The sequence below is a fragment of the Brevibacillus antibioticus genome (assembly GCF_005217615.1).
Lineage (GTDB): Bacteria > Bacillota > Bacilli > Brevibacillales > Brevibacillaceae > Brevibacillus > Brevibacillus antibioticus.
The window spans coordinates 6,110,623-6,136,115 of the sequence record NZ_SZNK01000001.1 but is presented as its reverse complement, the minus strand read 5'-3'; the positions used below and the strand labels follow the sequence as shown (position 1 = coordinate 6,136,115).

Sequence of the window (25,493 nt, the reverse complement as noted above, 5' to 3'; positions counted from 1 at the left end):
GGAGGAAATGAAAAAAACCTAACAAAAGTTAGGTTTTTGACGTTCTTTTTTTAGACGAGTAACAAATCGACAAAAGATGCTTGATCCAGATTCCCGAAAAACGCCTGAAGATTGATGTCTGCGAGTCGCTCACTGATTGATGAGCGATCGTACGGCGTATCTCGCAGCACTGCTTCAAGCTCCGCTACATCACGTACACCGAAGAAATCTCCGTATATCTTCGCGTCTTTCACTTTGCCTTTTTCAATAGCTAGCTGGATTTCCACGGTGCCGATATCGAAACGTTTGGATTGACGGTAATTGCTTTTCGGTGACTTGCCGTAGTTCCACTCCCAAGTCTGGTAACGGGAACGGGAAAGCTCGTGAATATTCTCCCAATCCTGGTCAGTCAGCTTGTATTCTTCGATCTCGCCTTCTCCAAAAATCGAACGGAGAATCGCCAGACGGAACTCTTCAATGGTCATCTTCATCTCCAAAAACTCCGAGATGTTGGCGACACGACTGCGAATAGATTTGATCCCTTTGGACTGGATCTTCTCTGCGTTTACCTTGAGCGCAGACACGACGTTTTCCATTTCCGAATCAAAAAGCAGCGTGCCGTGGCTGAACATGCGTCCTTTGGTCGAATACTGCGCGTTGCCAGAAATTTTCCGTTCCCCGACCTGGATGTCATTTCGTCCTGTCAGCTCTGCTTCTACCCCTAATGTTTTCAAGGCTTGTACCACTGGAGCCGTGAATTTGCGGAAATTGTGGAAGGACTCGCCGTCATCATTCGTAATAAAGCTGAAGTTGAGATTGCCCAGATCGTGATAAACGGCGCCGCCTCCAGACAGTCTGCGAACGACGTGAATATGATTTTCCTCTACATAAGTCGCATTAATCTCTTCAATTGTATTTTGGTTTTTCCCGATAATAATAGAAGGTTCATTAATATAAAACAGCAAGTAGTCGTCACTGTTGGGCAAATGCTTCAGGGCGTATTCCTCAATCGCCAAATTGATCCGCGGATCTGTTATCCCTTGATTATCGATGAATTTCATTCGATAGCCTCCATCCGTAAGCGTTCTATCTTTCTATCATACCATTTCCTGCTGGTCTGTACTGCTTTCGAATCTGTTCATAAATGCAGCACCGTTTACTTATCTAATATTTTTGTGTTTTTTTTGAAAATGCTCTATAAAAACGTTTTCGTAATGTCGATAATGGACGTATGTCTAGGTGTAATCATCTTGGTGTTTTCTTTTCTAGATCTAATACTATGGACCAACGAGGTGTTCTTTATGAAAACAGCCAAGTTCTCCCGTTCCAGCTCTCTTCGTACGAAACTCGTCCTGCTATGTCTCCTGCTATTGGCGATGCCTTGTCTCGTCATCGGATTTCAGGGCTATTATTCTGCGAGCAACAGCTTGGACGACTTGGGCAGCCGCATCTTAAAAAACAACGTGAACCTGACGATTGAAATGATTGATGTTCTCCAGAAACAGGTCGAGGCGGGCAAAATCAGCAAAGAAGATGCACAGGAGCAAGTCAAAATTCACATCCTCGGGCCTAAGCAATCGGATGGAACCCGCTCGATTAACAAAAATATCGATTCCGGTGCCAGCGGATACATGCTCGTTTTGGATGAGAAAGGTGTCATGATCGCTTCTCCTGCGATTGAGGGGAAAAATCAGTGGGATGCAAAAGATCCTGATGGTACCTTTTTTACCCAAGAAATGATTAAGCGCGGTCAGGAAGGTGGCGGCTTTACATACTATCAATGGTCGAAGCCAACGGAGCCCGATGTTCTCTATCCGAAAATCGCCTACTCCAAGCTAGACCCTCAGTGGGGATGGATCGTAAGCGCAAGCAGCTACATGGAAGACTTCAATGCCCCTGCCGAAAGTGTACTGTCTGATTTGCTGATCGTGCTGGGAATCTCCTTGATCATCGGATTCTTCGTCTCGTGGTATGCCTCTGGGTTCATTTCCAAGCCCATCTCCTTGGTTGCTGAGCGCGTGAAAGAAATTGCTGGTGGCGATCTGTCCGGGAAAGACATCGTCGTAAAAAACCGTGATGAAATCGGACAATTGGTACATGACGTGACCCATATGACAGAGAATTTGCGCGAGCTTATCTCTCGTGTCCGCACCAGCTCTCTGCATGTCGCTTCTACCTCTGAGGAGTTGACGGCGAGTGCAGAACAGACGAGTAAGGCAACCGAACAAATTGCCGTCACGATGCAAGAGATCGCCGTCGGGGCAGAGGATCAGTCCAAAACGATCGATGGAACAGTCAAGACGATCAACGACATGTCCTCGAGTCTGCAACAAATTGCGTCCAGCTCCGAACAAGTCTCCCTGACAGTCGATACAACGAACATGCTGGTCTCAAACGGCAATGAAGCAATTGTCGGTGCCATCGCTCAAATGAATTCTATCAACACAACTGTCCAAGAGCTGGCAGAATCAATCAAAATGCTTGGTCACCGCTCTTCAGAAATCAGCAATATTGTAGAGGTCATCACCTCGATTGCCGAACAAACGAACCTGTTGGCGCTAAATGCTGCGATCGAAGCGGCCCGTGCTGGAGAGCATGGACGTGGATTTGCTGTCGTCGCCAATGAAGTACGTATCTTGGCTGAGCAATCAGCAAAATCTACCCAGCAAATTAAAGACCTTATTAGCGCGATTCAGGTCGATACGAACAAAGCCGTATACGTAATGCAGACGACGACATCTGAGGTTTCGGCTGGAATCGAAGTCGTACATGAAGCCAGCAAGGCCTTCCAGGAAATCTTGTCTGGAACGACAGAAGTAGCACGTCAGATTCAGCAAGTTACCACTGCCACTCATCACATGACAACCGGAGCAGAGCAAGCTGTCCATTCCATTGAAACGATTGCCACCACTGCGGAGACAACGGCTTTCGGAACACAAAACATTTCGGCTGCCGCTGAACAGCAATTAGCCTCTATGGAGGAAATTTCGTCCTCTGCTGCTTCCTTGTCAAAAATGGCAGATGAGCTGCATGAATCGATTCAACAATTTAAAGTGTAATTATCATTCCTGAAACGAAAAAGGCTGCCTTTGCTGGTCACCCCTGACCTCGCAAACGCAGCCTTTTCCTCTCCCTAACAGCCTATGTAAGACCGAGGCGGTTGCTCCGCTTCCCACGCAATCGAAATCGTCGTCCCCTGCCCGACAGCTGTTTTCACCTCGATTGAACCACCAAACGCTTCCACTAATGCTTTGGTAATGACCATCCCAAGGCCTGAGCCTTCCGTGCGTGACTCTGTGTCTGTGCCCCGATAATACCTCTCAAATAGTCGGTCTGCTGTTTCTTCATCCATCCCACTACCATTATCGCTAAAAATGAGTACAGCTGTTGATGACTCGACTGCCTGTACGCTGATGGACACAATCGTACCGCTCTCGTTGTGAATCAAGGCATTGGCTACCAAATTATCCACGATACGCTGAAACCACGGTTTGTAGACGAGCATGTAAACAGGTTCGGCAGAGGGGGTAAACTGGATGCAGCCTTCTGGGTACAACGGATGTTTTGCTGCTTCCGTAATGGCTTCAGCTGTGCACACATTCAAGTCAACGAGCTCAACCGTAGGAGCACCTTGTCCGTTCCTCAATCGATACGTCAGCGCCAAATCGTTGATCAAGTCTTCCATATACGCTGACTTGTCCAAAATAATTTTCGCGAAAGTATGTACCTCTTCTGTCGTCCACGTATACTCGGCATTTCCTAACAGATGCGCGTACCCTTTGACAGAGGACAGCGGCGTTTTCAGGTCATGGGAAACGCCTGCGATCCACTCATTTCTCAATTGCTCCGTTTCATGGCGCAGCTTTTCGTTGCGGTTAAGCGTTTGCGACAAGGAGTCCATCGAATCAATCACATCTTGGTAGATACGGTATTTGCGCTTTCTCTTCCCTCGCTTGTCTTGACTGAGCGGAACACCATCCGCATTGGCAGGCTCCTCGTACTTTCCTCCACGCAAAAAGGTCAGCCACCGTAATACGTGAACAATCGGTGCGCCAAATCGCTGTCCGAAAAAGTAGGACACAATCCCGAAGACGAGCATTGCCGACAAGAGCAACATGCCCATCCCGATGAAAAGAGCCTTACTTTCCGGTTTCAATAACGGTTCTTCCCCGGGAGTCGTTCCTGGCAACGGATAACTGAGTACCCAGGTTTGGCCGCTTTTTTGATCATAATGCGATACGATTGTTGCTCCGTAGCGATCCGGGTATATCGAGCGCAGGGCCAGCTCTTCCACCGAGAAATCCTTGATTGCTTTTGCAGGCTTATTGAAGGAAGCCAGCTCTGCTCCCTTCGAGTCCAGGAGCTGCACCCAGCCCGCTTTCCTCTTCAGTTGATTTTGGATGCTTGGAGGAAGCATGATCTCGTTATTTTTCTGCTCAGCCTCCTCGATCACCTGTTGCAAGAAATCGTCATCGCGGTTCGTCATCCCATACAACAAGGTGTGTACCACGCCGTCTTTTTCCTGTATCCATAACGATAGCTGATAGGGGAATGGGCTTTTACGGAGCCAATAAGCGGTTAATTGACCAGGACCGTAGTAGCTGGGTACCTCTGGCGGGGTAAAGAAAGCGTCGGTGACATACCCCTTTTCATCAATCCGCTGAAGCCACCCTCCGCTATCTCGCACCTTCTCCAGCAGCTCCGGGTCAAAGTGAACATCCTCTCCCTCTACTTCTATGGTCTGGATCAACCTCTGCAAGCCAACACTCTCAAATTGACGTGAGGACTGCACTTTTGAAATTTCTTCAAGTGTCCAATATAACGTAAACCCGGCTAGCACAAAGAGAATGAGACCAACCAGCACCAGCCACATGATCAGATGGAGCGCGATTCTGCTCTTAATATTCATAAGGAAGGCCCTTTTTCACCATTTTGTACCCGAGTCCCCTGACGTTCATCAAAAACTCCGGTTGTGCTGGATCGGGCTCGATGCGCTCCCGAATCCGGTGGATATGTACCATGATGGTGTTGTCGTCACGTAAGCTATTCACGCCCCATACCCGTTCGTACAGCTCGCTTTTCGAAAATATCCGATTCGGATTTTTGCACAAAAATAGCAACAGTTGAAAAACAAGGGACGGACAAGGAATGACTTTCCCCTCCACATAGAGCTCCCCTGCTGCTTCATAGACTTGAAAACGTCCAAAATCATAGACCCCTTGAACGGGTGCTGTCGGTACAACCGCGTTCGGTTTGCGCGTACGGCGAAGCAATGCCTTGATGCGTGCGACGATTTCCATCGGGTTAAACGGCTTCGTCACGTAATCATCCCCGCCAACGGCAAATCCGGTCAGCTTGTCAAAATCGGTATCTCTCGCACTCAAGAACAGAATCGGCGCGTCCGTCAGACGGCGGATGAATGGACAAGCCTCTATGCCGCTCATGTTCGGAAGCGTTACGTCCAGGACGATCAGGTCATAGCTTTTTCGTTCGCATGCACAGAGCGCCTCCTCGGATGTTTTCACCTTGTCGATCGAGTGGAAGCCTTCTTTGTGCAATACGGTCTCAAGCAATTGGAGAATGGCTTGCTCATCGTCCACGAGAAGGATAGCTGCATCTTTCACGATCACTTCGCTCCTTTTGCACTTTTGCGTTATCCTCCATTTTATCATGCGTAGTGTCAGTGCGCGTCCGCAACAACCTTAACGGAATCATAATTTTGCATACGTCAGATTTAAGCATCCTGTAAGCCTGCGTTTCATGTCCGATAAGAGTGGCTTTCTATAATGGAGCTAGCGCTTAGAACAAGATAGGAGTGACGACATGAAAAAAGTTTGGATTTCACTCGGTGTAGGAGCAATTCTGTTGACAGGATGTGCTGCACCATCAGAAGCAACCGCAATACCCTCTACTACTGAATCACCCACAAAGAAAAAAGAAGGTGGAAAGACGATGACTGTAAAGGCGGAATCTTTTGTGCAAGCTCTCCTTAACGGAAAAATAGAGGATGTGTATGAGCAAACAAGCCCGTCATTCAAACAACAGGTTTCAAAAGCACAATTGGTAGAAGCGTATACTACTTTTAGCAAGGGATTGAAGTCGTGGAATCACCATTCCCACACGTACGTAAGCGGCAGCTATTACGATACCTGGGTGGATCAGGACGCCAAACGGGGACTCGTCCTTACGACGGATGAAAAAGGGATCATTACAGGCGTTTTATTAAAGCCATTGCAAAGCTTCCCTGACACCGACAATGCTTTGACAAAGCTAGCGTACAGCGCCCCGTTTACAGGTGAGTGGTATGTGCTCTGGGGAGGTCAGAATGTTCTTTCAAACTATCACTACGCGGTGGAGAGCCAACGCTATGCATACGATCTGATTCAGGTCAAAGACGGATTTTCCTACAAGGGGGACCCTGCGAAAAACGAGAGCTACTTCGCATTCGGACAAGAAATACTCGCACCACAGGCAGGGACCGTCGTGCATGTCGTTAATGATATCAAGGATAACGTCCCTGTCGGAGCGATGAACGCACAGCAGCCCGCTGGCAACGTCGTCATCCTCGATCATGGCAACGGAGAATTCAGCTACTTCGCCCATCTGAAGGAAGGCTCCGCTAAGGTAAAGGTTGGGGATCGTGTGGAGAAAGGGGATTTGCTTGGGCTATGCGGCAACTCTGGCAATTCCAGCGAGGCTCATCTGCATTATCAGGTTTCTGACGGCAAGGATTTGTTCAATAGCAAATCCATTCGCGTGCAGTGGGAAAACAGAGTGAATCCGCGTCAAAGTGACAGCATTACCGCGAAATAAATGGTATAGCTGTTGAACAGCAGCAGTCCATCCTTTTGTCTTGTATGCAAAGAGATGGACTGCCGCTTTCATTTAGAGGACAATATCATACTCCATTACCTTCGCAGTCTGTTCTGCTACTTCCGCGCCTACTAATCGTTTGATGATGTGAAAGGACATATTGATACCCGCTGAGATTCCTGCAGATGTCACGATATTTCCTTCATCGATGAATTTTACTCCTCTTTGCACGTCGACTTCTGGAAATTCCTTTTCCATTCGTTCGAGACCTGCCCAATGGGTCGTTGCTTTTTTGCCCGATAATAAGCCTGCTTTTGCAAGTAAAAAAGCTCCTGTACATACAGAGGCCATCAGCTCCACCTGCTGCATTTGCTCTCGAATCCAATTGATCACCTGCTCATTATGCATTTCTCGTTCCCTCGCACCTACCCCACCAGGAATGATGAGAATATCAAAAACAGGCATATTGGCAAAGCTGTAATCAGGTTGAACCTTCAGACCATTCAGCGCTTGAATCATGTCCCCTTTTTCCGATACCGTTTGTACACGAAAAGGTATATGGCTGCCGTTTTCCATAGATGTCACCGAGAATACTTCAAACGGACCTGCAAAATCCAACACCTCCACATCGTCAAATAAAAAAATTCCTACTTGCCATTGCTTGGTCTCCATGTGGATCTCCCCTATTCGTCGTTTGGATATATTTTACAACAACTATTTGTGGAATATCTCTTGTTTTTTTCGCTGTAAGAATCTGCTAGAGTCATGGATAAGAAGAGAAAAATGATGGAGGAGGTCCACTGTCTGATGAGTACGAGCCCCAATATTATAGAGGTCGCGTCCCTCATAGGAGAACCATCTCGCGTCTCCATCCTCGTCAGCCTGATGAACGGCAAAGCACTCCCTGCCAGTGAACTCGCCCGAAACGCAAAAGTCACCCCCCAAACGGCAAGCACGCATTTGGCAAAGCTGGTGGAAGGCGGTCTTTTGGTCAGCGAGTCACACGGTCGACATCGCTACTATCGCCTAGCCAGCCCTGATGTCGCCCATGCTCTGGAATCGTTAATGACGATCGCTGCACCTAAGCCGGTTCGTTCCTTGCGCGAGTCTGACCAATTACGAGCCATCCGCTATGCGCGTACCTGCTACGACCATCTCGCTGGTGAAGTAGGCGTTGCCCTGACGCAGAAAATGCTGGAGGTGCAGTTGATCGAGGCGTCTGATCAAGACTACGTGCTCAGTGAAGCGGGGAAAACCAAGCTACAATCACTCGGCGTAGACCTTGTGGTCAAGCCAAAGAGCAGACGTCGCTTTGCCCGTCCGTGTTTGGATTGGAGTGAGCGTCGCCACCACTTGGCAGGCAGCCTCGGAGCCTCACTCACCAACCGATTTTTTGAGCTTGGCTGGATCGAGCGAGTGCCAGGAGGGAGAGCAGTCCGTGTCACACCTTTGGGTAGCTCAGGATTTATGACCGAGTTCGGACTGCATGTGGATGAATGCAAAAAGCACAGCTAGCTACTCTGCCAGCTGTGCTTTCTCACGTACTTGCCTCCGTGGGGCAAACGTCCAATTTACGAGAAAAATCCCTGCGAAAATCAACAACCCTCCCACATACACATGCCATTGCACGACCTCACCGAGCAACACCCACCCCGACAAAACACCAAAGAACGGAGCGAGGAACAAAAAAGCACTCGTCCTGCCCGGATCTCCGTGATTCAGCAAGTAAAACCACGTCGCAAACTGCACAATGGAAGCCATGATCGCGAGCCATAGGACGACAAACACAGCGGTCGGTGTCACAATCAGCTTCGGCGTTTCCAGCGTGAACCCCATCACGAGGAGAAGAATTCCTCCGAACAACATTTGATAGGCAGTCATCACCCACACATGGAAGCGGACTCCCCACTTTTTGACGAGGATCGTGGCCATTGACCACGCAAGGGCGGACCCGATGCCAAACAGCGTTCCCGTTTCCCATTGCAGATGGAAGCCAAGCGTGATGAATACCCCAACCAGTCCAATCAGAACCCCCATCCATTGTGGCAGCCGATAGGATATGCCTAGAAAGACCGTTCCCCATATGACCACGAGCAGTGGGTTCATAAACGTCAGGATCGAGGATTCACCCGCTGTAATTGTACGCAGACTCAAAAAGATACACCCCATGACGGCGGCTGTCTGCAAAAATCCGATCAAACACAGCTTCCCCCAGTCACCCGCCGACTTCGGGAGCGGCTTTTTCCATACCCACGCTCCCATGATCAGTCCTGCCAGCGTAAAACGCAGTCCTACCAGCAGCAATGGTGAAAAATAGGCCAATCCAATCTTTCCTACCGCAAAAGACGAACCCATCAATGATGTCGTCACGACGACAAGTATCCCGAACAAAATTCGATTCATGGCGTTGTTCCCCCGTTTCAGGCAAGCTACTTGTTTCTTCTTACATGTAGTGTACCTGACGGTTAGTTCGATGAGGGTCGAAGTGTGCCAATGTTTACAGTCGGTACTTCTCCACCATCTTGATCCCGATTTGATTCAGCAAAACAGCGAGCACCTTCCAGACTGTTTGACGATAAAACGGCAAATGCTTGACATACACCGCTGTATATTCCGGTTCCCCCTCGGCTCCCCTGTCCGCTTTGAATGCACCTACACCCGCACTTTGATGGAGCAGGATGCCCTTGCTCTCTGCTTCTTGTACCAAGAGGCACGACAGCATCCGATACAGCCCGGTCTCTTTGGGGAGCGCCGTATCATAACCGAATAGCGGTGTCGTCATCACACCATTTCGCTCAAAATAGCCAAGAATGCCGTCCAGCTGTCCGTCTTTTTCCAAGCCGATGAGGGTCAATGTCCTCTTTTGCATCGCCAGCCGTACGAACTCCACCGAAAATTGCGGATTATGCCGGGAGTATTTATCCAGATACAGCGCGTTGTATAGGGCAACGATTTGCTCGACATGCTGTTCTCCCAGCTCCTCATGACGCAGGATGCGATAGCCGGATTTGGCAAGCATTTTCCGATCGCGACTGAGCGTGTTGCGGACCCGCCACTTGCCCTGCGCTGGCCAATCGGGGTGAAAAAGATAGACGTAGCGACTAGGGACCATGAGATAGCCCTTCTCTACGAGTCCCTTGTGGAAATCCGGATATAGCCTGCGACAAACAGATCGAAACGCGATGATATGACCCGGGAACTTTTGGATGAAGTTTTCTGTGATGTCCTTCACTTCCTCTGCACGCACATCATAATACAGATTCGTCGATAACAGCCAGTTGTTGACGATGACCATTTGGTTACATTGGCTTTTTTTCATCCAGCGTCCAAGCCCTGTGAGTACAGTCGACAATACCCGCCTCAATACCCCTGAATCGAGCATACCTAGCTCTTCCTTCGCATACGTCACATAATGGGTAAACACCGAACTGACATACGAATTATCGTACTCGGCTTCGTTCACCGTTACGGGCATGATCCGATCGCCTACACGGAGTGCATGCATCCGCGTCTGTACATTTTGCACATAGCGGGATGGTTGTTCCGTCATCATGGGCAACAAATAGCTTTTGACGTAGTCGGCATCCTGCACCTGTTCCCAAGGGATTTGCCCCGCCGAGCTCCCTTCATACCATTCAATCAATGGCCTGCTCACCTTGAACAAACATCCTCTCTACCCGCCGCAATTTTTTCGTACCGAGATTCAATTCGTACGGCGCAAACTCAATCGCAGGTAATTGTCCTTGCTGATCGGCAATGACTTGCTCAAGACTTTGGCGTACTCGCTCCTGCTCTCGCATCGACGGTCCTTCCCCATCCTTCATGAGCAGTGCTACCTCGACTTGCTCGTAGCTTAGCTGCCGTACTGTATACTCTTCTATCTCATCAGACGAGGTAATGACAGCACGACGGATGAAATCAGGAAAGACCGATACCCATCGAGCTTCATTTTCATGACGAAAAACAAACAAATCATCTGCCCTGCCCTCAATCGATTCTAGCGCCATAAACACCGAGCCGCACGGACATGGTGTACGTTTTTCCGTCAAAATGTCGTTCAAACGATAACGAATAATCGGCTGTGTCGTACGGGAAAAGTCTGTAATGATCGGAAAAAATCGCTCCTTTTGCTCATCAAGATACTCCTTTTCCACTACCACGAGATCTTCATTGATATGCAAGGTCCCGTGTGAGCAGCTCACCGCAAGCAGTCCTTCTGTGCATTGATAAATTTGATGCACGAGCTGCCCGAACACTTCTGCGATGTACGTTTGATCCAACGGGTCCAACACTTCCGCCACCGAGATCACCTTGATCGGAGATATCCGCAATTTCCCCCGATGCTGGGCAGTCGCGAGCATTCTCAACATCGAGGCGGGCGCAACCAACACCGTCGGCTGATACTGATTCAGGTGATCAAGGTGCTGATCGAGCGGGATTTGCAGATCGAAGAACGAGAATTGAATGCGACGCCGGTCGACCGCCGTATACAGGTTGCTATTCGCTCGCAAGAAAAAAGCAATCCGCTGCGTCGACCATAGCTGACCAGGCAGTGCTTTCGCCAAAATCACCCCTGCCCATCTCGCCTGCTCCTGCGGTCCCACGAGAAACAGCCCGCGATTGCCAGATGTCCCTGAAGATAAGCCTACGGTCACGCCGTTTAATTGAGGAGTGAAATCGCGTGTTGTTTCTGCTTTCCTTGCAATCGCAAATGCTTCTTCCTTCTTGATCCCGCACGTATTCAGCTCGTCAAAATGGTCCATCATGCGCTTTTTATCAATCGGCTCCATCTGTCTCCATTGTTCTGGCGTTCCCAGTCTTTTTCGATAAAAAGGAGAGGCTGGCAAAATGCGAGTCAACATCGCTCTGACCTGCGCTTCTTGCCATTTCACCAGCTGCTCACGCGAGGAAAAACGACGGGCAAGCCACTTCGTTTTTACATACTGCTTCAAGAGCGTCATGATCTCCATGTGAACGCTCCTCTGCTGGCCTGCCAGACTTCCCCGCAGTGTGTCGGCATGATTTTCATGTCGGGACGTTGGCGAAATAGCACATGCAGCTTGTGCAAATGCTCACGATACGCCTGTCGATCCGCCATGATCAACCTAGCCAGTGGATGAGGCAGCAGGTTGCTGCGATAGGCTTCACTCGACCAAGCGGCATCGGCGCACAAAAATACATCTCCATGATCCCGATCGCGCAGGAGCACACCAAACTGCCCGATTGCATGTCCATTCAAATCGACGATGTACAGACTCTGATCCGCAAATAAATCATAGCCTTCGGTGTATGGCGCGTAAGCTTCGGGCAATGCCACAAGCCTTTCTCGATCAATGAAAGTCACCCGTTCTTCGAAATCATCCGGCATCAAATCAGGCAAGTACGCCTCCCGTAGCGCCTCCCACCCCGTCTTGCCCTTTACGTGGTTGTATGCACGCTCGAAGCAGTATAGTCGCGCATGTGGAAAATCACGTAAACCGCCGATATGATCGGCATGAAAATGAGAAATGAGAATTCCCGCTATGTCTGTCGTTTTGATTCCGCGTGCTGCGAGCTGTTCAGAAATACTCTCATGTGCCTCCGAGAATACGGGCGTTATTTTGCCGTACAGCGAGTAAGGAAGATTGCTCGTGGCTTCAAAAAAGCGCTGCGAATAGCCCGTATCAAAGAGCAGCAAGCCGTGGACGGGATGCTCTATAAGCCCTGCGATGGCGTGAAACGGGATTTTTTTCAGCCGCCCGCCTTTTCGTGAAAACATCTCGAGCTGCTGGCAGTAACCCGTGTCCATCAGCGTCAGTTTAACGTCCATCCTGCGTCCTCCACCATTCTGTAAACGTCTCGATACCTTGGGCAATGCTCACCCTCGGTTCATAGCCCAGATCGCGCTTCGCCTTTGAGATATCCAAGGTTTGTGATTTGGCGAGCACACCGACTGAGTAACGCGTCAAAACCGGCTCGCGATAGCCCAAAACGGTCTTGGAGAGTGTCTCTAGCACCCAAGCTGCGGCGTACGCCTTCCAATATGGTAGCTCACGCGTTTTCAGCGGAACCCCCAAGCGTCGAAACACATCTGACAACACCTCGATCATCGTCACTGGCTCCCCATTTGTAATGTTGTAAGCCTGTCCCAATGTGTGCGCTGGGGAGTCCATGCACAAGATCAGCGCGTCCACGACATTTTCCACATAGGTCAAATCAATGATCGCCTTGCCTCCGTTAATCAGCGGAACGAATTTCTTTTCATTGGCGCGGATCAATCTGGGAAGGATGGCATTGTCCCCTGGGCCAAACAAGGCCCGAGGACGAATCGCGATCGTAGGTAGCCCTGCAAGAAACGCCTTGTCGACTTCCAGCTCCGCCTGATACTTGGTCTGTGCGTATGTATTGGCAAATAGTACGGGCATCGGCTCATCTTCGCGGATTCCCAGTTTGTCGTTAAAAGCAAAATAAATACTCGGCGTCGATACATGGACTAGACGCTCTATGCTGTGTTGCTTGCAGCCCTCGATGACATGAATGGTTCCTGTCACATTCGTCTCGTACATGTCACGATACGTTCCCCACGGAGAGGAAAAGGCAGCCGCGTGATGCACGATGTCCTGATTCCGGCAAGCCTTCACCATGGCTTCTCTGTCTCTTACGTCTGCCCGAAGGAATCGAATGCCTCGATCCTGCAATTGTCGACCGATCCGCTCGTCTCGTCCTTGCGCTGTTACCTCATAGCCCATTTCATGCAGTCGTGTAGCCAGCTTCTGCCCGAGAAACCCGGTCGCCCCTGTTACTAGAACTCGCTTGTTCATTTCTTCCTCACGTCCTTACGCCTCTTCTCCGTTCCATTCGATATCGCTCGTACTGCAAGTGATCATGCTCTTTCCCGTTCGAAAGCTCTGCCAAACCAAGTCTGCCAGCATGGAGAACTGATCAAAAAAAGGCCGTGGATCATCCCGCCTAAACAGTACATCCCTTGCAGAAAGCAGGTCGCTCACCCAACGCTTTGCCTTCTTGCCATTCGTCATTCCGGCAAGACCGTATGTCAGCATCGCCATCCCTAGCATACTCGCTTGTTTTCCAGCAGGAACAACGGTTTTTCCCCGATCAGAAAAATAGGCAGTAGCCGCCTCTTGCTGTCCTGTAAACAAATGAACACCGCTTGTCAGGCGTGGATTACACTCGATCACGTATAGCTCTCCCTGCTCATTCTCTATAAAATCAAATGCGATTTGTCCACGAAACGTATGCCGTTGCACGAAGCGACTAACAAAATCTCTTACCTGTGGATGGTCTGAATAGGCGAAGTGAATCGAGGCACCCTGCCCTGCTGTATGTGTTGTTTCGTAATCGGCGTACAAGGTGAGCTGTCCAGCCTGAGCAACCGCGTAGCTGCACACCTGCTTCCCTTTTATAAACTGTTGGACGAGCCATGGTTGCCCGACTGTCGGTTCGGGCAGCGTGGACTGCACTGCCGCAGAGGACGGGTCTACCACGATTTGTACATGAGCGGCGAAGCGAGAATAGACGGGCTTCAGCACAACAGGTCCTCTTGCTTGCAGCATGGCCTCCCGCAATTGAGCAGGAGATTGTACGCGTACTGTCTGTGGGACCAGTGCTCCCACCTCGCGCGCCATTTCGGCAAAAAGCCATTTATCATGCAACGAACGCAGTACCTCGATTCCTTCCACAAGCACTTCACCAAAGTCAAGCAAGCGATCCCGCCCACGCGAGACATAGAATATCTCCTCGCAAGTCGGGATCAACAGATCGATGTGCTCACGCTGCATGATTTCGCACAGCTTTTCGATATAAGCATCCGGCTGCTGTCGGGGAGGAGGCACTTGGTAGGAGCGCTCTACATAACGAGAGTGCTGGCATACATGTCGCCGCGCACTCTCCGCTACTATGACCCGATGTCCCGCAGAACCCAGCAAGCGCGCCAGCTCTAACGTAGCTGGAGCTCGTCCTCCTGTTAGCAAGACTGATTGTTTAGTATTCAAGCACAATTCCTCCGAGAGACAAGCCGGCAGATGTGCCCAGCAGCAACAGGTGATCTCCTCGCTGTACCCGATTTTGCCCAATCGCTTCATGCAGAGCCATCGGGATCGAAGCTGCGATGACATTGCCGTGCTCTGCCAGAATGTTCACCATTTGCTGGTCGCTAAATCCGAGCTTGTCTGCCATGATCCGCATCGCCATCCCACTGGCCTGATGAGGAATGACTGTACGAATTTGCTCCTTGGTTACGGAGGTTGTGGACAGCAAGCGATCCACAAATCCGGTAATCAACTGCGAGGTCAGGCGAAAAATTTTCCGTCCGTCCATATCAAATGCAAAGTCTGCTTCTCTTCCTTGCGCAAATTGGCTCGGGTGGATCAGTGTACCGCCGCCCCTTATTTCGGAATAGTGCGCGCCTTCACTGTATGTTTTCATGCTTGAACCCAAGATGCGGGAGCTTTCTGTTTCTGGCGTCCTGCCGATGACAACAGCCGCAGCCCCATCTCCGAACAGCACGCAGCTCTCTTTTTGCTCCCAATTCAAACCTACGGAGGATATCTCCGATGAAATAATCAAGACTCGCTCGTAAATACCAACCGCCATCTGGCACGACATCACATCCAGCGCAGTGACGAAGCTTAGGCATGTCGCATTTATATCAAAGCAGGGAATACCTGATTTGCTGAGTTGAAGCTCTTCTTGAATCAAAGCAGCCGTGCATGGGATTTCCTGCTGTGCCGTCCCGCTTGCACATACGATACAATCGATATCGTGAAGGGAAAGCCCCGCCGCTTCCAAAGCACGCCTAGCAGCGATGGCTCCCATCTGTGCTGCTGTTTCGTTCATCACAAAATGCCTGACGCTTACCCCGGACTTTTTCTCTACCCATCCAGCCGCAAGTCCCAGCTTTTCTTCTAGTTCTGCCGCTGTTACTCGCCGAGTGGGCAAGTATTTCCCTGTTCCGAGGATTTTGATTTTTCTCTCCATGATCTGTGTCTCCCTTAGCTCGCATGACTCACATTATTCGACATCTGCCATTTATTTTACCTAAGTTTGTCGATTTTTGGTAAACAGAATAAACACTTGGTACGAAATACCCAAGTGTTTATGTATGCCGCTTTTTTTCTCCTACTTATAGTAAAAAGCGATAACCGACACCCCACACCGTCTCGATGTATTGTGGCTTAGCCGGATCACTTTCTATTTTTTCCCGCAGCTTGCTGATATGCACCGTCACCGTCGCGATATCCCCATACGAATCGAGACCCCAAATTTTTTCAAACAGCTCTGTTTTACTAAATACCCAGTTGGGATGCGTTACCAAAAAGAGCAAAAGGTCGTATTCCTTGGAAGTGAACGCCACTTCGTTTCCATTGATGTAAACTCTCCTCGCCAGCTTGTCGATGCGAATCCCACGAAGCCTGATCTCCTCTGTTGCCGTACGCGGTTTAGAATCAGAGACGAGGCGGTCGTAACGGGCCAGATGGGCTTTTACCCTCGCTATCAATTCTCCCAAGCTAAAAGGCTTGCTGATATGATCATCGGCACCCAGACCCAGTCCACGGATCTTGTCGATGTCTTCCTTTTTCGCAGAGACGAGCAGGATCGGAATATTTTTGGCTTTCCGGACTTGCTTGCAGATTTCAAAGCCATCCACGATCGGGAGCATCAGGTCTAGAATTAGGAGGTCATACTCCTCTTGCAGTGCCTTTTGCAAGCCCGTATCGCCGGATGTAGCGACATCGACCGAATAGCCGTTTGCCTCCAAATAATCCTTTTGCACCTCTGCGATCACCGTGTCATCTTCAATGATTAAAATGTGCTTCATTCCGTGTCACCCCCGACTCTCTTGATATCTGGCAAGGTAAAACAAATACGGGTCCCGCGTCCGCTCTCACTCTCCGCCCATACACGACCACCGTGCCCCTCCACAATTTGTTTGACGATGGCGAGTCCCAGACCGCTGCCTCCCATGGCCGAATTACGTGCAGGGTCCGCCCGATAAAAGCGGTCAAAAATATGGGGCATTGCTTCTTTTTCAATCCCTGTTCCATTGTCGGAGATTGCCAATAGCACTTCACTGTTGGCTTTCTCCACTTCCAATCGAATCAGCTTCTCGTCCTTGTTCAAGTACTTCAGGCTATTGTCCACGATATTCATGAGCACGCGATGGAGTTTTTCCTGATCAGCCATGACTGGAATCGGACTTGTATGCTCCTCCTCATAGCGAATTGGAATGCCGTGCATCCGCGGGTCTAGTCGCAGCTCTTCGGCAAACTGTGCCATATATGCTCGCATATCGATTTCTTCAAAGTGAAAGGGAAGCTTGTTCAAATCCAGTCTCGAGAATAAAAACAGCTCATCAATCAGACGGTCCATCTGCTCTGATTTGATGGCAATCATCTTCATATATTTTTCCCGCTTCGCTTCCGTATCCGCAATCCCTTCCTGCACCGCTTCCACACATGCTTTGATTCCTGTGATGGGTGTTTTTAGATCATGGGAGATACTCGAAATCAATTGTTTACGATTTTCCTCATACTGAAGCTGCAAATGGATAGAATCATACAATCTACCCCGCATCTCTTCAAATGCTTCTCCCAGCTCCCCCAGCTCATCTTTGCGATGGAGTCGAACAGGACGCTCTAGATTGCCTTCTTTGATTTCGTTCGCTGCCTGCTTTAAGGCGTACAAAGGTCGAATGATACTCCGTGAAACAAGAAACGTTAATACACCGTTCGTCAGCGCCACAATCGTGAGAAGACTGAGAATCAATGCGATAAAAAAATAAATGCCTGTCTGCATATATGGGAAAGAATTCGCAAGGAAGTAGAGCTTTCCTTTCCTCTGATCAGCAAAAGTAAACTCGTACGTATCAAATGTGTAGCCGTCCTGTTTAAACGGCTGCCAGCTATGCATGCGCCCCTGATCCGGCTGATCCTGCAAATAATTAGGTACGTCAGCGCTATCAATCGACGGGGAAACAAATAGCACATGCTCGTCCTTGGTCAGAATCAATGCACCGCCAACTGCTTGTAGCTGCTCATCCGTCTCTGTCAGCATGTTCTGGTTCGTCAATTGATTGGGAGCGTATTTGGCCATGAATGTAAGACCAGCAAACAACTCGTCTCGTTTATTGAGCGTATCACGAAGGAATGGTTTGCCTGCTTCTCGTTCCCCCCAAAAGTAATTCGCCAATCCCGATGCCACCACTCCAAACAAAACAAGGGGGATGATAATCATGGCAATATAGGAGAGCAAAAGTCTTGTTTTAATTGACATGTTTCATCCCCCTTTGCAGTCATGGTTTACTCGAAATCGGAATGCTTCGTCCAGTCTTTTCTCCATTTGTTCTTCATGTCCTCGCGGGAAACCTTCTCGACTTGCTTGCCGGTAAGATCGATGCGATCCGGTGTGGTCGTACCCAAATCGGACAGGCGGATATCCAAAGAAAGCTGGAGCTTGTGCTCTTTCCCAGACGCGTCCGTTCCCGAGAGGTGTACCACAGCAGATTGCTGTTCGATTTGATTTTTTTCGTTGATCTTGGCGTTCAGCAATACTTGGTCCACTTGAAAATCCTCTTGCAAACGAGGAAGCTTCACAGATAGAAGGTTTTCAGAGGAAGACGCTTCTTGACTATGTTTGGCGAGCTTATCGTAGAGAATAGGTCCGGCTGCCTGAATAAATGCTGGAATTTGCTCTTCAGAGAGCTGAAGCGACGTGCTCTTGCCCCCATCTGGTAGATTCTCAATGGTCGCGTATTTTCCGAGATCGCCGAATACCGTAGCAAACATCTTATGCATCATGGCCCCGCGTTTGTTATCGGCGTCATTTTCAGGTTGGAGACTTCTTTCCAATTTTTCCATGACCCGATAAACGTTACTATCCCCTTTTTTAATCACAACTTGATCCTTTTCCAGAAAGGCTTGCATGCTTTTCTCGCCCAGCGTGTCTGTAAAAGTCGCATTCACATTTCCGATGTGCTGGTTATGATCGATCTTTGCGACTCCGTCGAGCGTGAGCAGCTTCGTACCGTTGTCTGTAAGCGCTAGCTGCGCGTGAGCCGTCATGCTCTTCGCTTCCTTCGTTTGATGAAGGGCAGATTCATAAACACCCATCGCCGTGCTCTCCGCACTCGCTGATGCCCCGTATCCCCAAATCAATGCTCCTGTGATTCCAACCGACAAGCCGATACCTAACCATTTTTTTCGCATGCTGATCCCTCCTCGTTTCATCGAAAGCAACTGTCATCGCTTTCTATACCAGTGATGATAAATAGAGGGTCTAAACACGCTCTAAATCAATTCTAAAAAAAGTGTAAAAACAATTCCATATGCTATATTTGATAGAAGGAAAGATCAGCATGAACCTGAAGTGGAGGCATTATCGATGAGCATGCAAGAAGGCTATATTGAAGTTCCTGGCGGAAGAGTATGGTACAGTCGTGTCGGCGAAGGGGAGAAAACACCTCTGATCGTCCTTCACGGAGGGCCTGGAAATACGCATGATCCGCTCAAATCAACGCTTCATGTCTTAGGCAACGACAGACCCGTCATTTTCTACGATCAGCTCGGGTCGGGAAATTCCGATCGCCCGACGGATCTGACTCTTTGGAAAACCGAACGCTTTGTGGAAGAGCTGGCTTGCATCAGACAAGCCCTTGGCTTAAAAGAGGTTCACATCCTAGGACACTCGTGGGGTACGATGCTGGCAGCAGCTTATTTAGTAGATGCCAAGCCGGAAGGGGTACAGGGTATCATCTTCTCCAGCCCCTGCTTGAGCGCAGAGCGTTGGAAACAGGATGCAGATCGTTTAATCGAGCAATTGCCAGCAGATGTGCAACAAACCATCGCTACACACGAGGAGCAGGGCACAACCGATTCACAAGAATACCAGGATGCCATGAAGGAGTACTACAAGCGCCATGTGTGCCGCCTTGATCCAATGCCAACAGTTATGACAGAAAGCCGTCCAAAAGCAAACAAAGAGGTTTACATGACAATGTGGGGACCATCTGAGTTTTGCCCGACAGGGAATCTGAAAACGTTCGACTATACTCCCAAGCTGCATCAAATCAACATCCCTTCCCTGTTCGTTTGCGGCCGTTATGATGAAGCAACGCCTGAATCTACAGGTTATTATCAATCTCTGGTGCCAAACGCCGCGCTCCATGTCTTTGAAAACAGCTCGCATGTCGGCTATCTGGAAGAGACAGATGAATACGTGCAGGTTATCCGCAGCTTTTTGCAAAAAGCAGATACGAAATAACAACACCACAGCCTCACTAGCTTAGCCTATAAATAAAAACGGAAAGACTTCGTATCACCGAGCGATGCGAGTTTTTCCGTTTTTTTAACCTTCGAGCCCTCATTCTTTTTTTAAGTAAAGAAGGAAATTAAGTATGTTTACCCCTACAATGATGAAAAACATATAGGTGGACATCGCATCTCCACTTAGATTAAATTCATCGGCTATGTAACCCATAATCATTAGATTCGTTCCAGAAACGATTACGGAAATTACTGAAATTATACTAAGTGTGAATCCATTGACCAGATTCCCTCGTTTCTTTTGAAGCAATAAAGCAACGGAAATAACGAGTAAACTTATGATAAAAGTAATCAAGACGAAATTTAATAAATCGTTTATCTCCATCCCTACCATAGTCATCCTCCTAATCTGTCTAATGGCTGAAAGAAAGCTGCCCGAAGTAGATCCTCGACAGAGCCACTTCGAGCAGCTTGCTATTTCAATCCGATATGCTTGTCATACACATCGTACACAGAACGTGAAATGATCGCAGCCGATCTTCCCCCATAACCACCCTCAGGAACGATTACGGCTACTGCCAGGACAGGATCGTCGACAGGCGCATACGAAATGCTGACACCATTCGTAATCCGGCCGTGCATTTTCCACCTTGTCTTTTTCTGTCCTGTTTTCTCATCTGTCACCGTCACCGGTACATAAATGTCTTGCTCAGATGTACCCGTTTTTGCAGCTACCTGAAATGGCATTCCCGCATACGCGCGGACTGCTGTTCCCCCTGGTTTCGTCACCATCACCATGCCTTGCTCCAGAACGTCCCAGTATTTATCAGGGTGAGGGAAGGTGCTCATGGTTTTGGGTGTGTACGTTTTCACCAGTTTTCCTTCTGCGTCTGTGATCTTATCTACCATCTGCGGCTGCAAACGTACTCCTTTATTCGCAAGCGTCGCCGCATATTGTGCCAATTGCATCGTCGTTGCTCGAACTTGTTGCCCGAAGGAAGCTTGCACCATCGCTGCTAATGGTCCGTAGTTTTCATCCATCACCAAATAGTCTTCTTTGCCTTTGTTTTCATGCGGCAAATCCACGCCAGTCTGAACCCCTAACCCGAATGCATGATAGTACGATTGCAGCACGGACGCTGACTCTTTTCCTTTTCGACGGGACAGCTCCTCCCCGATTCTCGACATGTACGTATTCGATGACTTTTGCAGGGAAATCGCAGGAGTAATCATGCCATGCGCTTTGGAACTGTCGTTCTTAATCCGATCCGTACCACGTCCATAGTGATACACACCTACATCATTCCAACGATCGAAGGGAGTAATGATGCCTTCCTGCAAACCGAGCAATACCGTAATCGGCTTGATGACAGATCCCGACGGCACAATTGAGCCCGGGTGCTTGTAGCCCTCCTGGATGGCCGCCTCGCCCTTTAATGGCCGCGTATCGTGTGGGGCTTCCCGAATCGTCCCATTCACCACCGCCAGCTTTATCTCGTCATACGTTTTTTGATCCGGTCCCTCAATCCATACGTTTGGATCGTATTCCGGATAACTGACCATCGCGACGACCTTACCTGTCTTGACCTCGACTGCCACGACGTACGCTCCCTTTGCTGCCCTCGCCTCAGGGATGGTTGCACGCATCTTCGGAAGAAACTCTCGAATCGAATCCCGGATATCCAGCTGTATCCGCTGATCAATGGTGAGATACACATGATTGCCTGGGACGGACGGAACTTCCTCCACTTGCTTTACAACTGTCTGATTTGCTGCGACTTCATACATCCGGTAACCGTTGCTCCCGCGAAGCTCTTCTTCGTAAGAGTGCTCAATCCCATCGAGCCCGACTAACTGGTTCGGCAAATACCGCGTGCTCTCATCCTTGTAGGAGGCGAGCTTCACATTTTCAGCAATATGAAAGGGCCGGACATACCCGACCGCCTGTACAGCGATTTGCTTGGGATCGTATTTTCTGATCGGTTTTGTCACCACTTCAATCCCCGGCAAATCGCCGCGATGCTCACCCAACACCGCGATTTCTTTCCCCGTCAAATCTACCTTCAGCTCTTTTTCCAAATAGCGCGGCAATTGCCGTGCCGCTAACACATAATTGCCTTTCTCGTAGGCATATCCGACATCCATCTTTTTTAACAGCGTGGCCTTGTCGAGGCTCAGTATTTTCTCCAGCTTTTCCACCAGGTCAAAGTACGCTTTCTTCTCCATGATCTCTTGTTCACGGAAGACAGCGAGATGGGAAGGCCGACTTTCGGCAATGACATACCCGTTGCGGTCATAAATGTTTCCTCGCATAGCGGGAATGTAATCCCTTTTATACGATCTGTCTGCCAGCTCATTTGCAAATTCGCTCCCTTGCTGGATTTGGATTTGCGCCAATCTCAAAATGATGACCACAAACATCAGAAATACGACGATATATACGATTTGTAACCGTTTCACACGATCATTTTTTTCTTCCTTCATCGTTACTCTCCCTACTCTTTCAGTACCTTCGTGAAAATCCGTTTGATACGCGCATCGAGTACATGACTGCCACCCCGACCACGGACATCCTCTATCATCATGGTAACCAGCAAATGTGGATTATCTACATTAAAAACGGCGTACCATCCGTTTTCCAACCCGATCTCGCCTTTTTTCTGTTTCAGCTCAGCTGTTCCAGTCTTGCCTGCCATGCGAATACCTGGCACGCGTGCTCCTCGTCCGGTGCCGCGCGGGTCTTCCATAACCTTTATCAAATGCTGCTTCACCGTGCTCGCCACATCAACAGGTATGACATTCGTCTTCCAATACCCGCCTTTTTTGTCTTCCTGCAACAATGACGGATAGACAATATGCCCGTCATTTGCAAAAGCGCTGTACACCAACGCGAGGTGAAGTGGCGTCATCGTTACCTCGCCCTGACCGTATCCAGAGTCTGCCAATTGAATCTCGTTTTTGAAACCGCCGTTATTCAGCTTCGACTTGTCCAGTGGATATGGAACCGGGAGAGCTTCATGGAATCCAAACAACTCGCTCTTTTTCACGAATTGCTCCTCCCCCATGGAGAGGGCCGCTTTCGCAAAATAAATATTGTCGGAGTACACTAATGCTTTTTCCAAATTGACAGGTCCCCCGTAATCGCTGACCCGTGTTACCTCGTATCCACCCCAGGACGCATCCTTTTGCCAATGCAGTCCCCGGACGTGGATACTGTCCGCAGGGGTAATTGCACCTGACTCAAGTCCAATCGCTGCCGTAATCGGTTTGAAGGTAGAGCCCGGCGCAAACCCGCGCGCGAATCGATTGAGAAGCGGCTTTTGCGGGTTTTCATTCATTTGCTTCCACTCTGTTGCCGACATCCCAAGCACAAACGCATTCGGATCAAAGGACGGAGAATTGACGAGGGCCAGTATTTCCCCGGTCTTTGGTGAGATGGCCGCAGCCGTGCCTGCTTCGTTTTTCAGCTCCTGGTAAATCGTTTTCTGTACATCAGCATCTATCGTTAATACCAGTGGCTGTCCATGCTTGGCGAAGCGTTCCACCACGGTCTTTTTTTCCGTTCCATCCGCATCCGTGATAACGATACGCCCACCTGCACTCCCTCTTAGCTTCTCCTCAAAAATCTGTTCCAGTCCTGATTTGCCAATCACATCGGACGTTTTATAGCCCTGATCCTTTCGCTTCTCGTACTCTTCTTGATTGATCGCTCCTACATAGCCAACCAGATGGGCCGTCGCGTCCTGATAGGGATAGTAGCGGACTTTCTTTTTGTTCAATTTGAGCCCTTCTGTTTTTTCTATTTGTTTGATGCGTGCATCGTCCTGCGGCAGCGTGGCAATCCGGATAAACTTGACCGTTTTGCTTGTCGGAGCTTGGACCTTCGAGGTGAGGTCATCCAACGGAATTTGCAAAAGCTTGCTGACCGCCATTTTCTCGGTCTGTGACGTCTGGCTCCATTCTCCCGGATTGATCCCGATATCTACCACGACACGCTCTGTGGCCAATGGACGCCCTGCCCGATCCGTGATTTCACCTCGTCTGGGATACACCGTATTGGCTCTTACTTTGTCCCCTTCTTTCATTTCTGGAAAAATAAAAGAAGGATTCCAATGAATGTACCAGTCCTCCAGGTCGTTCTGCGTTTCTTTGACAAGCGCTGCTTTCCCCGTAAAGGAAATCGGTTCAATGAAGGTTTCCATTGTCAGCCTGTAATGAAAGTTGATCTGCCCATCCTCACCTGGCATGACGTCGCCATTGTACATCGGCTCGACCACAATCGCTTTGGCCTCGATCCCTCCGTATATATTTTGGTAACGCGATACGAATTCTTCTTTGCTGATGGTCTTTTTTGTATGTAAAGAAAGCTGCTCGTACATGTCAGAGAATTTCTGTTCTCCCCATTTTGTCGTATACGCAGTGAATGCTGCCTTTGCCCTCTCGCCATCCGACTGTGTGGTGTCCTTCCAAAAGTCCCAGAAAAGATAAAAAAAACCTGAAAGAACAACGACAAAAACCGTCCAAAATACTATCCATGTCTTTTTCACTAGTCATTCACCTTCCCTACCACACGATATTACAGTCGAATACCATAATATATGGAAAAAAGATGATGACAAGATGAGACTATTATCATAGGACGATGATAAGTGTCAGATAGTTACATCAAATGCAAAAAAACACAGGAAATTCATCCTGTGTCTGTCGTACTGCCTACTATTTTTCCCACATGTAACCAAAGCGCGGGATCGTGGTGATGTTCTCGCCATATCTACCCAGCCGCTTACGCAAGCGATAAACGAGAGCGTTGATCTCGGCTCGTCCAACATCCGGAACGCTGCTCTCCGCATTCAGTAATCTCTCCGGCCAGACGAGTACCATGATTTCATCATAGCTAACTGCCTGATTCGCACGTTGGTACAGAAGCATGAGCAAGTCCATATCTTTTCCGGTCAAATGGATTCTTGTGCCATCGAGACGTATTTCTCTGCGTTCCAGATTGATGACCAAGCCGGAAGTGGAGGTAGTTTCTTTTGGAATCGTCAAAGGGAATGAGAACTCCCTCGTCACATCCATCTCGCTACCCTCTGCGAAAAATATCATCTCTACTACGCCTTTAGCCAGCGTAATATGATCACCATGATAAAGAAAATGTGGTGCCTGCTGTATCGGCATTCCGTTCACTTCTGTCCCATGCTTGCTTTGCAAATCAGAAATCGTATATTGGTTGTTGATTTTCCGTATCACTGCATGCCTTCTGGAGATATACGGACTGGAAAAAGCAATGTCTGGTTGTAATTGATTACCCCGTCTCCCAATCGCACACTCTTCCTTCTGAAGAAACTGACGCTTCTGAAGCTGCTCGGGGTCTCCTTTTTTAATCAATACATATATGCCGTCGTCCAACATTCATCACCTCGAAAAGAGTTGGAGCTATCAGTA

Annotated in this window: 22 protein-coding genes; 4 read left to right on the top strand and 18 right to left on the bottom strand. The window is 49.1% G+C overall.

The window, feature by feature from the left end; genetic code table 11:
• Positions 1 to 50: 50 nt before the first annotated feature.
• A complete protein-coding gene (lplA, locus tag E8L90_RS29560) occupies positions 51 to 1,040 on the bottom strand; it encodes a lipoate--protein ligase (RefSeq protein WP_137033150.1) in 990 nt (329 codons plus the stop codon).
• Positions 1,041 to 1,280: 240 nt separating this feature from the next.
• Here lplA and E8L90_RS29555 point away from each other — a divergent pair, with 240 nt between their 5' ends.
• Positions 1,281 to 3,038, top strand: a complete 1,758-nt coding sequence (locus E8L90_RS29555) for a methyl-accepting chemotaxis protein (protein ID WP_137033148.1) — start codon at positions 1,281 to 1,283, stop codon at positions 3,036 to 3,038.
• A 74-nt stretch (positions 3,039 to 3,112) separates the two neighbouring features.
• Here the strand turns inward: E8L90_RS29555 and E8L90_RS29550 are convergent, their stop codons facing one another.
• Both E8L90_RS29550 and E8L90_RS29545 read right to left on the bottom strand, forming a co-directional pair.
• Complete coding sequence (locus E8L90_RS29550; RefSeq protein ID WP_137033146.1) at positions 3,113 to 4,888, bottom strand: sensor histidine kinase; 1,776 nt, start codon at positions 4,886 to 4,888, stop codon at positions 3,113 to 3,115.
• The gene (locus E8L90_RS29545) at positions 4,878 to 5,603 is read right to left on the bottom strand and encodes a response regulator transcription factor (protein ID WP_137033144.1); all 726 of its coding nucleotides are present in this window, start codon (positions 5,601 to 5,603) and stop codon (positions 4,878 to 4,880) included. Before E8L90_RS29545 ends, E8L90_RS29550 begins: the two co-directional genes overlap by 11 nt.
• A 199-nt stretch (positions 5,604 to 5,802) precedes the next feature.
• On the opposite strand from E8L90_RS29545, the gene E8L90_RS29540 reads away from it, so the two are divergent.
• Positions 5,803 to 6,792 (top strand): M23 family metallopeptidase, encoded by a 990-nt coding sequence (locus E8L90_RS29540; RefSeq protein ID WP_137033143.1) that lies wholly within the window; start codon positions 5,803 to 5,805, stop codon positions 6,790 to 6,792.
• A gap of 72 nt (positions 6,793 to 6,864) precedes the next feature.
• On the opposite strand, the gene E8L90_RS29535 is transcribed toward E8L90_RS29540, so the two are convergent.
• Entirely contained in the window at positions 6,865 to 7,464 is a 600-nt protein-coding gene (locus E8L90_RS29535; protein ID WP_137033141.1) for a DJ-1/PfpI family protein, read from the bottom strand.
• Between the two features lie 135 nt (positions 7,465 to 7,599).
• Here E8L90_RS29535 and E8L90_RS29530 point away from each other — a divergent pair, with 135 nt between their 5' ends.
• The gene (locus E8L90_RS29530; protein WP_137033139.1) at positions 7,600 to 8,307 is read left to right on the top strand and encodes an ArsR/SmtB family transcription factor; all 708 of its coding nucleotides are present in this window, start codon (positions 7,600 to 7,602) and stop codon (positions 8,305 to 8,307) included.
• On the opposite strand, the gene E8L90_RS29525 is transcribed toward E8L90_RS29530, so the two are convergent.
• The 10 genes from E8L90_RS29525 to E8L90_RS29480 all read right to left on the bottom strand — a co-directional run bounded on the left by E8L90_RS29525 (position 8,308) and on the right by E8L90_RS29480 (position 18,995).
• Complete coding sequence (locus tag E8L90_RS29525; RefSeq protein WP_137033137.1) at positions 8,308 to 9,195, bottom strand: DMT family transporter; 888 nt, start codon at positions 9,193 to 9,195, stop codon at positions 8,308 to 8,310.
• A gap of 94 nt (positions 9,196 to 9,289) precedes the next feature.
• Complete coding sequence (locus tag E8L90_RS29520; RefSeq protein ID WP_137033663.1) at positions 9,290 to 10,435, bottom strand: GNAT family N-acetyltransferase; 1,146 nt, start codon at positions 10,433 to 10,435, stop codon at positions 9,290 to 9,292.
• Positions 10,428 to 11,762 (bottom strand): F390 synthetase-related protein, encoded by a 1,335-nt coding sequence (locus tag E8L90_RS29515; protein ID WP_137033135.1) that lies wholly within the window; start codon positions 11,760 to 11,762, stop codon positions 10,428 to 10,430. The genes E8L90_RS29520 and E8L90_RS29515 overlap by 8 nt, the downstream gene beginning before the upstream one ends.
• On the bottom strand, positions 11,750 to 12,601 hold the full coding sequence (locus E8L90_RS29510; RefSeq protein ID WP_137033133.1) for an MBL fold metallo-hydrolase: 852 nt from the start codon (positions 12,599 to 12,601) through the stop codon (positions 11,750 to 11,752). The genes E8L90_RS29515 and E8L90_RS29510 overlap by 13 nt, the downstream gene beginning before the upstream one ends.
• Positions 12,591 to 13,592, bottom strand: a complete 1,002-nt coding sequence (locus E8L90_RS29505) for an NAD-dependent epimerase/dehydratase family protein (protein ID WP_137033131.1) — start codon at positions 13,590 to 13,592, stop codon at positions 12,591 to 12,593. The genes E8L90_RS29510 and E8L90_RS29505 overlap by 11 nt, the downstream gene beginning before the upstream one ends.
• A 15-nt stretch (positions 13,593 to 13,607) precedes the next feature.
• Positions 13,608 to 14,783: an ATP-grasp domain-containing protein gene (locus tag E8L90_RS29500; RefSeq protein WP_137033129.1), complete on the bottom strand. Its 1,176-nt coding sequence runs from the start codon at positions 14,781 to 14,783 to the stop codon at positions 13,608 to 13,610.
• Positions 14,773 to 15,768 carry a beta-ketoacyl-ACP synthase III gene (locus E8L90_RS29495; RefSeq protein ID WP_137033127.1) on the bottom strand — a complete coding sequence of 332 codons (996 nt, stop codon included), beginning with the start codon at positions 15,766 to 15,768 and terminating at the stop codon, positions 14,773 to 14,775. Before E8L90_RS29495 ends, E8L90_RS29500 begins: the two co-directional genes overlap by 11 nt.
• Before the next feature lie 145 nt (positions 15,769 to 15,913).
• Positions 15,914 to 16,609 (bottom strand): response regulator transcription factor, encoded by a 696-nt coding sequence (locus E8L90_RS29490; protein WP_137033125.1) that lies wholly within the window; start codon positions 16,607 to 16,609, stop codon positions 15,914 to 15,916.
• Positions 16,606 to 18,063, bottom strand: a complete 1,458-nt coding sequence (locus E8L90_RS29485; protein WP_137033123.1) for a sensor histidine kinase — start codon at positions 18,061 to 18,063, stop codon at positions 16,606 to 16,608. Before E8L90_RS29485 ends, E8L90_RS29490 begins: the two co-directional genes overlap by 4 nt.
• A 26-nt stretch (positions 18,064 to 18,089) precedes the next feature.
• Positions 18,090 to 18,995, bottom strand: coding sequence for a hypothetical protein (locus tag E8L90_RS29480; protein ID WP_137033121.1), 906 nt, complete (start codon positions 18,993 to 18,995; stop codon positions 18,090 to 18,092).
• Between the two features lie 175 nt (positions 18,996 to 19,170).
• On the opposite strand from E8L90_RS29480, the gene E8L90_RS29475 reads away from it, so the two are divergent.
• Positions 19,171 to 20,049, top strand: a complete 879-nt coding sequence (locus E8L90_RS29475) for a proline iminopeptidase-family hydrolase (RefSeq protein ID WP_137033119.1) — start codon at positions 19,171 to 19,173, stop codon at positions 20,047 to 20,049.
• Between the two features lie 99 nt (positions 20,050 to 20,148).
• Here E8L90_RS29475 and E8L90_RS29470 read toward each other — a convergent pair whose 3' ends face one another.
• From E8L90_RS29470 to E8L90_RS29455, 4 genes are all read right to left on the bottom strand, one after another.
• Positions 20,149 to 20,445, bottom strand: a complete 297-nt coding sequence (locus tag E8L90_RS29470) for a hypothetical protein (protein ID WP_137033117.1) — start codon at positions 20,443 to 20,445, stop codon at positions 20,149 to 20,151.
• A gap of 80 nt (positions 20,446 to 20,525) precedes the next feature.
• The gene (locus E8L90_RS29465) at positions 20,526 to 22,535 is read right to left on the bottom strand and encodes a peptidoglycan D,D-transpeptidase FtsI family protein (RefSeq protein ID WP_137033115.1); all 2,010 of its coding nucleotides are present in this window, start codon (positions 22,533 to 22,535) and stop codon (positions 20,526 to 20,528) included.
• 11 nt (positions 22,536 to 22,546) lie between these two features.
• Positions 22,547 to 24,598, bottom strand: coding sequence for a penicillin-binding transpeptidase domain-containing protein (locus tag E8L90_RS29460; RefSeq protein WP_137033114.1), 2,052 nt, complete (start codon positions 24,596 to 24,598; stop codon positions 22,547 to 22,549).
• 169 nt (positions 24,599 to 24,767) lie between these two features.
• Positions 24,768 to 25,460, bottom strand: coding sequence for an FHA domain-containing protein (locus E8L90_RS29455; protein ID WP_137033112.1), 693 nt, complete (start codon positions 25,458 to 25,460; stop codon positions 24,768 to 24,770).
• Positions 25,461 to 25,493 lie beyond the last annotated feature (33 nt).

Coding starts and splice junctions, on each gene's coding strand:
- lplA (WP_137033150.1), bottom strand. CDS start 1,040: ATGAAATTCATCGATAATCAAGGGATAACAGATCCGCGGATCAATTTG.
- E8L90_RS29555 (WP_137033148.1), top strand. CDS start 1,281: ATGAAAACAGCCAAGTTCTCCCGTTCCAGCTCTCTTCGTACGAAACTC.
- E8L90_RS29550 (WP_137033146.1), bottom strand. CDS start 4,888: ATGAATATTAAGAGCAGAATCGCGCTCCATCTGATCATGTGGCTGGTG.
- E8L90_RS29540 (WP_137033143.1), top strand. CDS start 5,803: ATGAAAAAAGTTTGGATTTCACTCGGTGTAGGAGCAATTCTGTTGACA.
- E8L90_RS29535 (WP_137033141.1), bottom strand. CDS start 7,464: ATGGAGACCAAGCAATGGCAAGTAGGAATTTTTTTATTTGACGATGTG.
- E8L90_RS29530 (WP_137033139.1), top strand. CDS start 7,600: ATGAGTACGAGCCCCAATATTATAGAGGTCGCGTCCCTCATAGGAGAA.
- E8L90_RS29525 (WP_137033137.1), bottom strand. CDS start 9,195: ATGAATCGAATTTTGTTCGGGATACTTGTCGTCGTGACGACATCATTG.
- E8L90_RS29515 (WP_137033135.1), bottom strand. CDS start 11,762: ATGGAGATCATGACGCTCTTGAAGCAGTATGTAAAAACGAAGTGGCTT.
- E8L90_RS29510 (WP_137033133.1), bottom strand. CDS start 12,601: ATGGACGTTAAACTGACGCTGATGGACACGGGTTACTGCCAGCAGCTC.
- E8L90_RS29505 (WP_137033131.1), bottom strand. CDS start 13,592: ATGAACAAGCGAGTTCTAGTAACAGGGGCGACCGGGTTTCTCGGGCAG.
- E8L90_RS29495 (WP_137033127.1), bottom strand. CDS start 15,768: ATGGAGAGAAAAATCAAAATCCTCGGAACAGGGAAATACTTGCCCACT.
- E8L90_RS29490 (WP_137033125.1), bottom strand. CDS start 16,609: ATGAAGCACATTTTAATCATTGAAGATGACACGGTGATCGCAGAGGTG.
- E8L90_RS29485 (WP_137033123.1), bottom strand. CDS start 18,063: ATGTCAATTAAAACAAGACTTTTGCTCTCCTATATTGCCATGATTATC.
- E8L90_RS29480 (WP_137033121.1), bottom strand. CDS start 18,995: ATGCGAAAAAAATGGTTAGGTATCGGCTTGTCGGTTGGAATCACAGGA.
- E8L90_RS29475 (WP_137033119.1), top strand. CDS start 19,171: ATGAGCATGCAAGAAGGCTATATTGAAGTTCCTGGCGGAAGAGTATGG.
- E8L90_RS29470 (WP_137033117.1), bottom strand. CDS start 20,445: ATGGTAGGGATGGAGATAAACGATTTATTAAATTTCGTCTTGATTACT.
- E8L90_RS29465 (WP_137033115.1), bottom strand. CDS start 22,535: ATGAAGGAAGAAAAAAATGATCGTGTGAAACGGTTACAAATCGTATAT.
- E8L90_RS29455 (WP_137033112.1), bottom strand. CDS start 25,460: ATGTTGGACGACGGCATATATGTATTGATTAAAAAAGGAGACCCCGAG.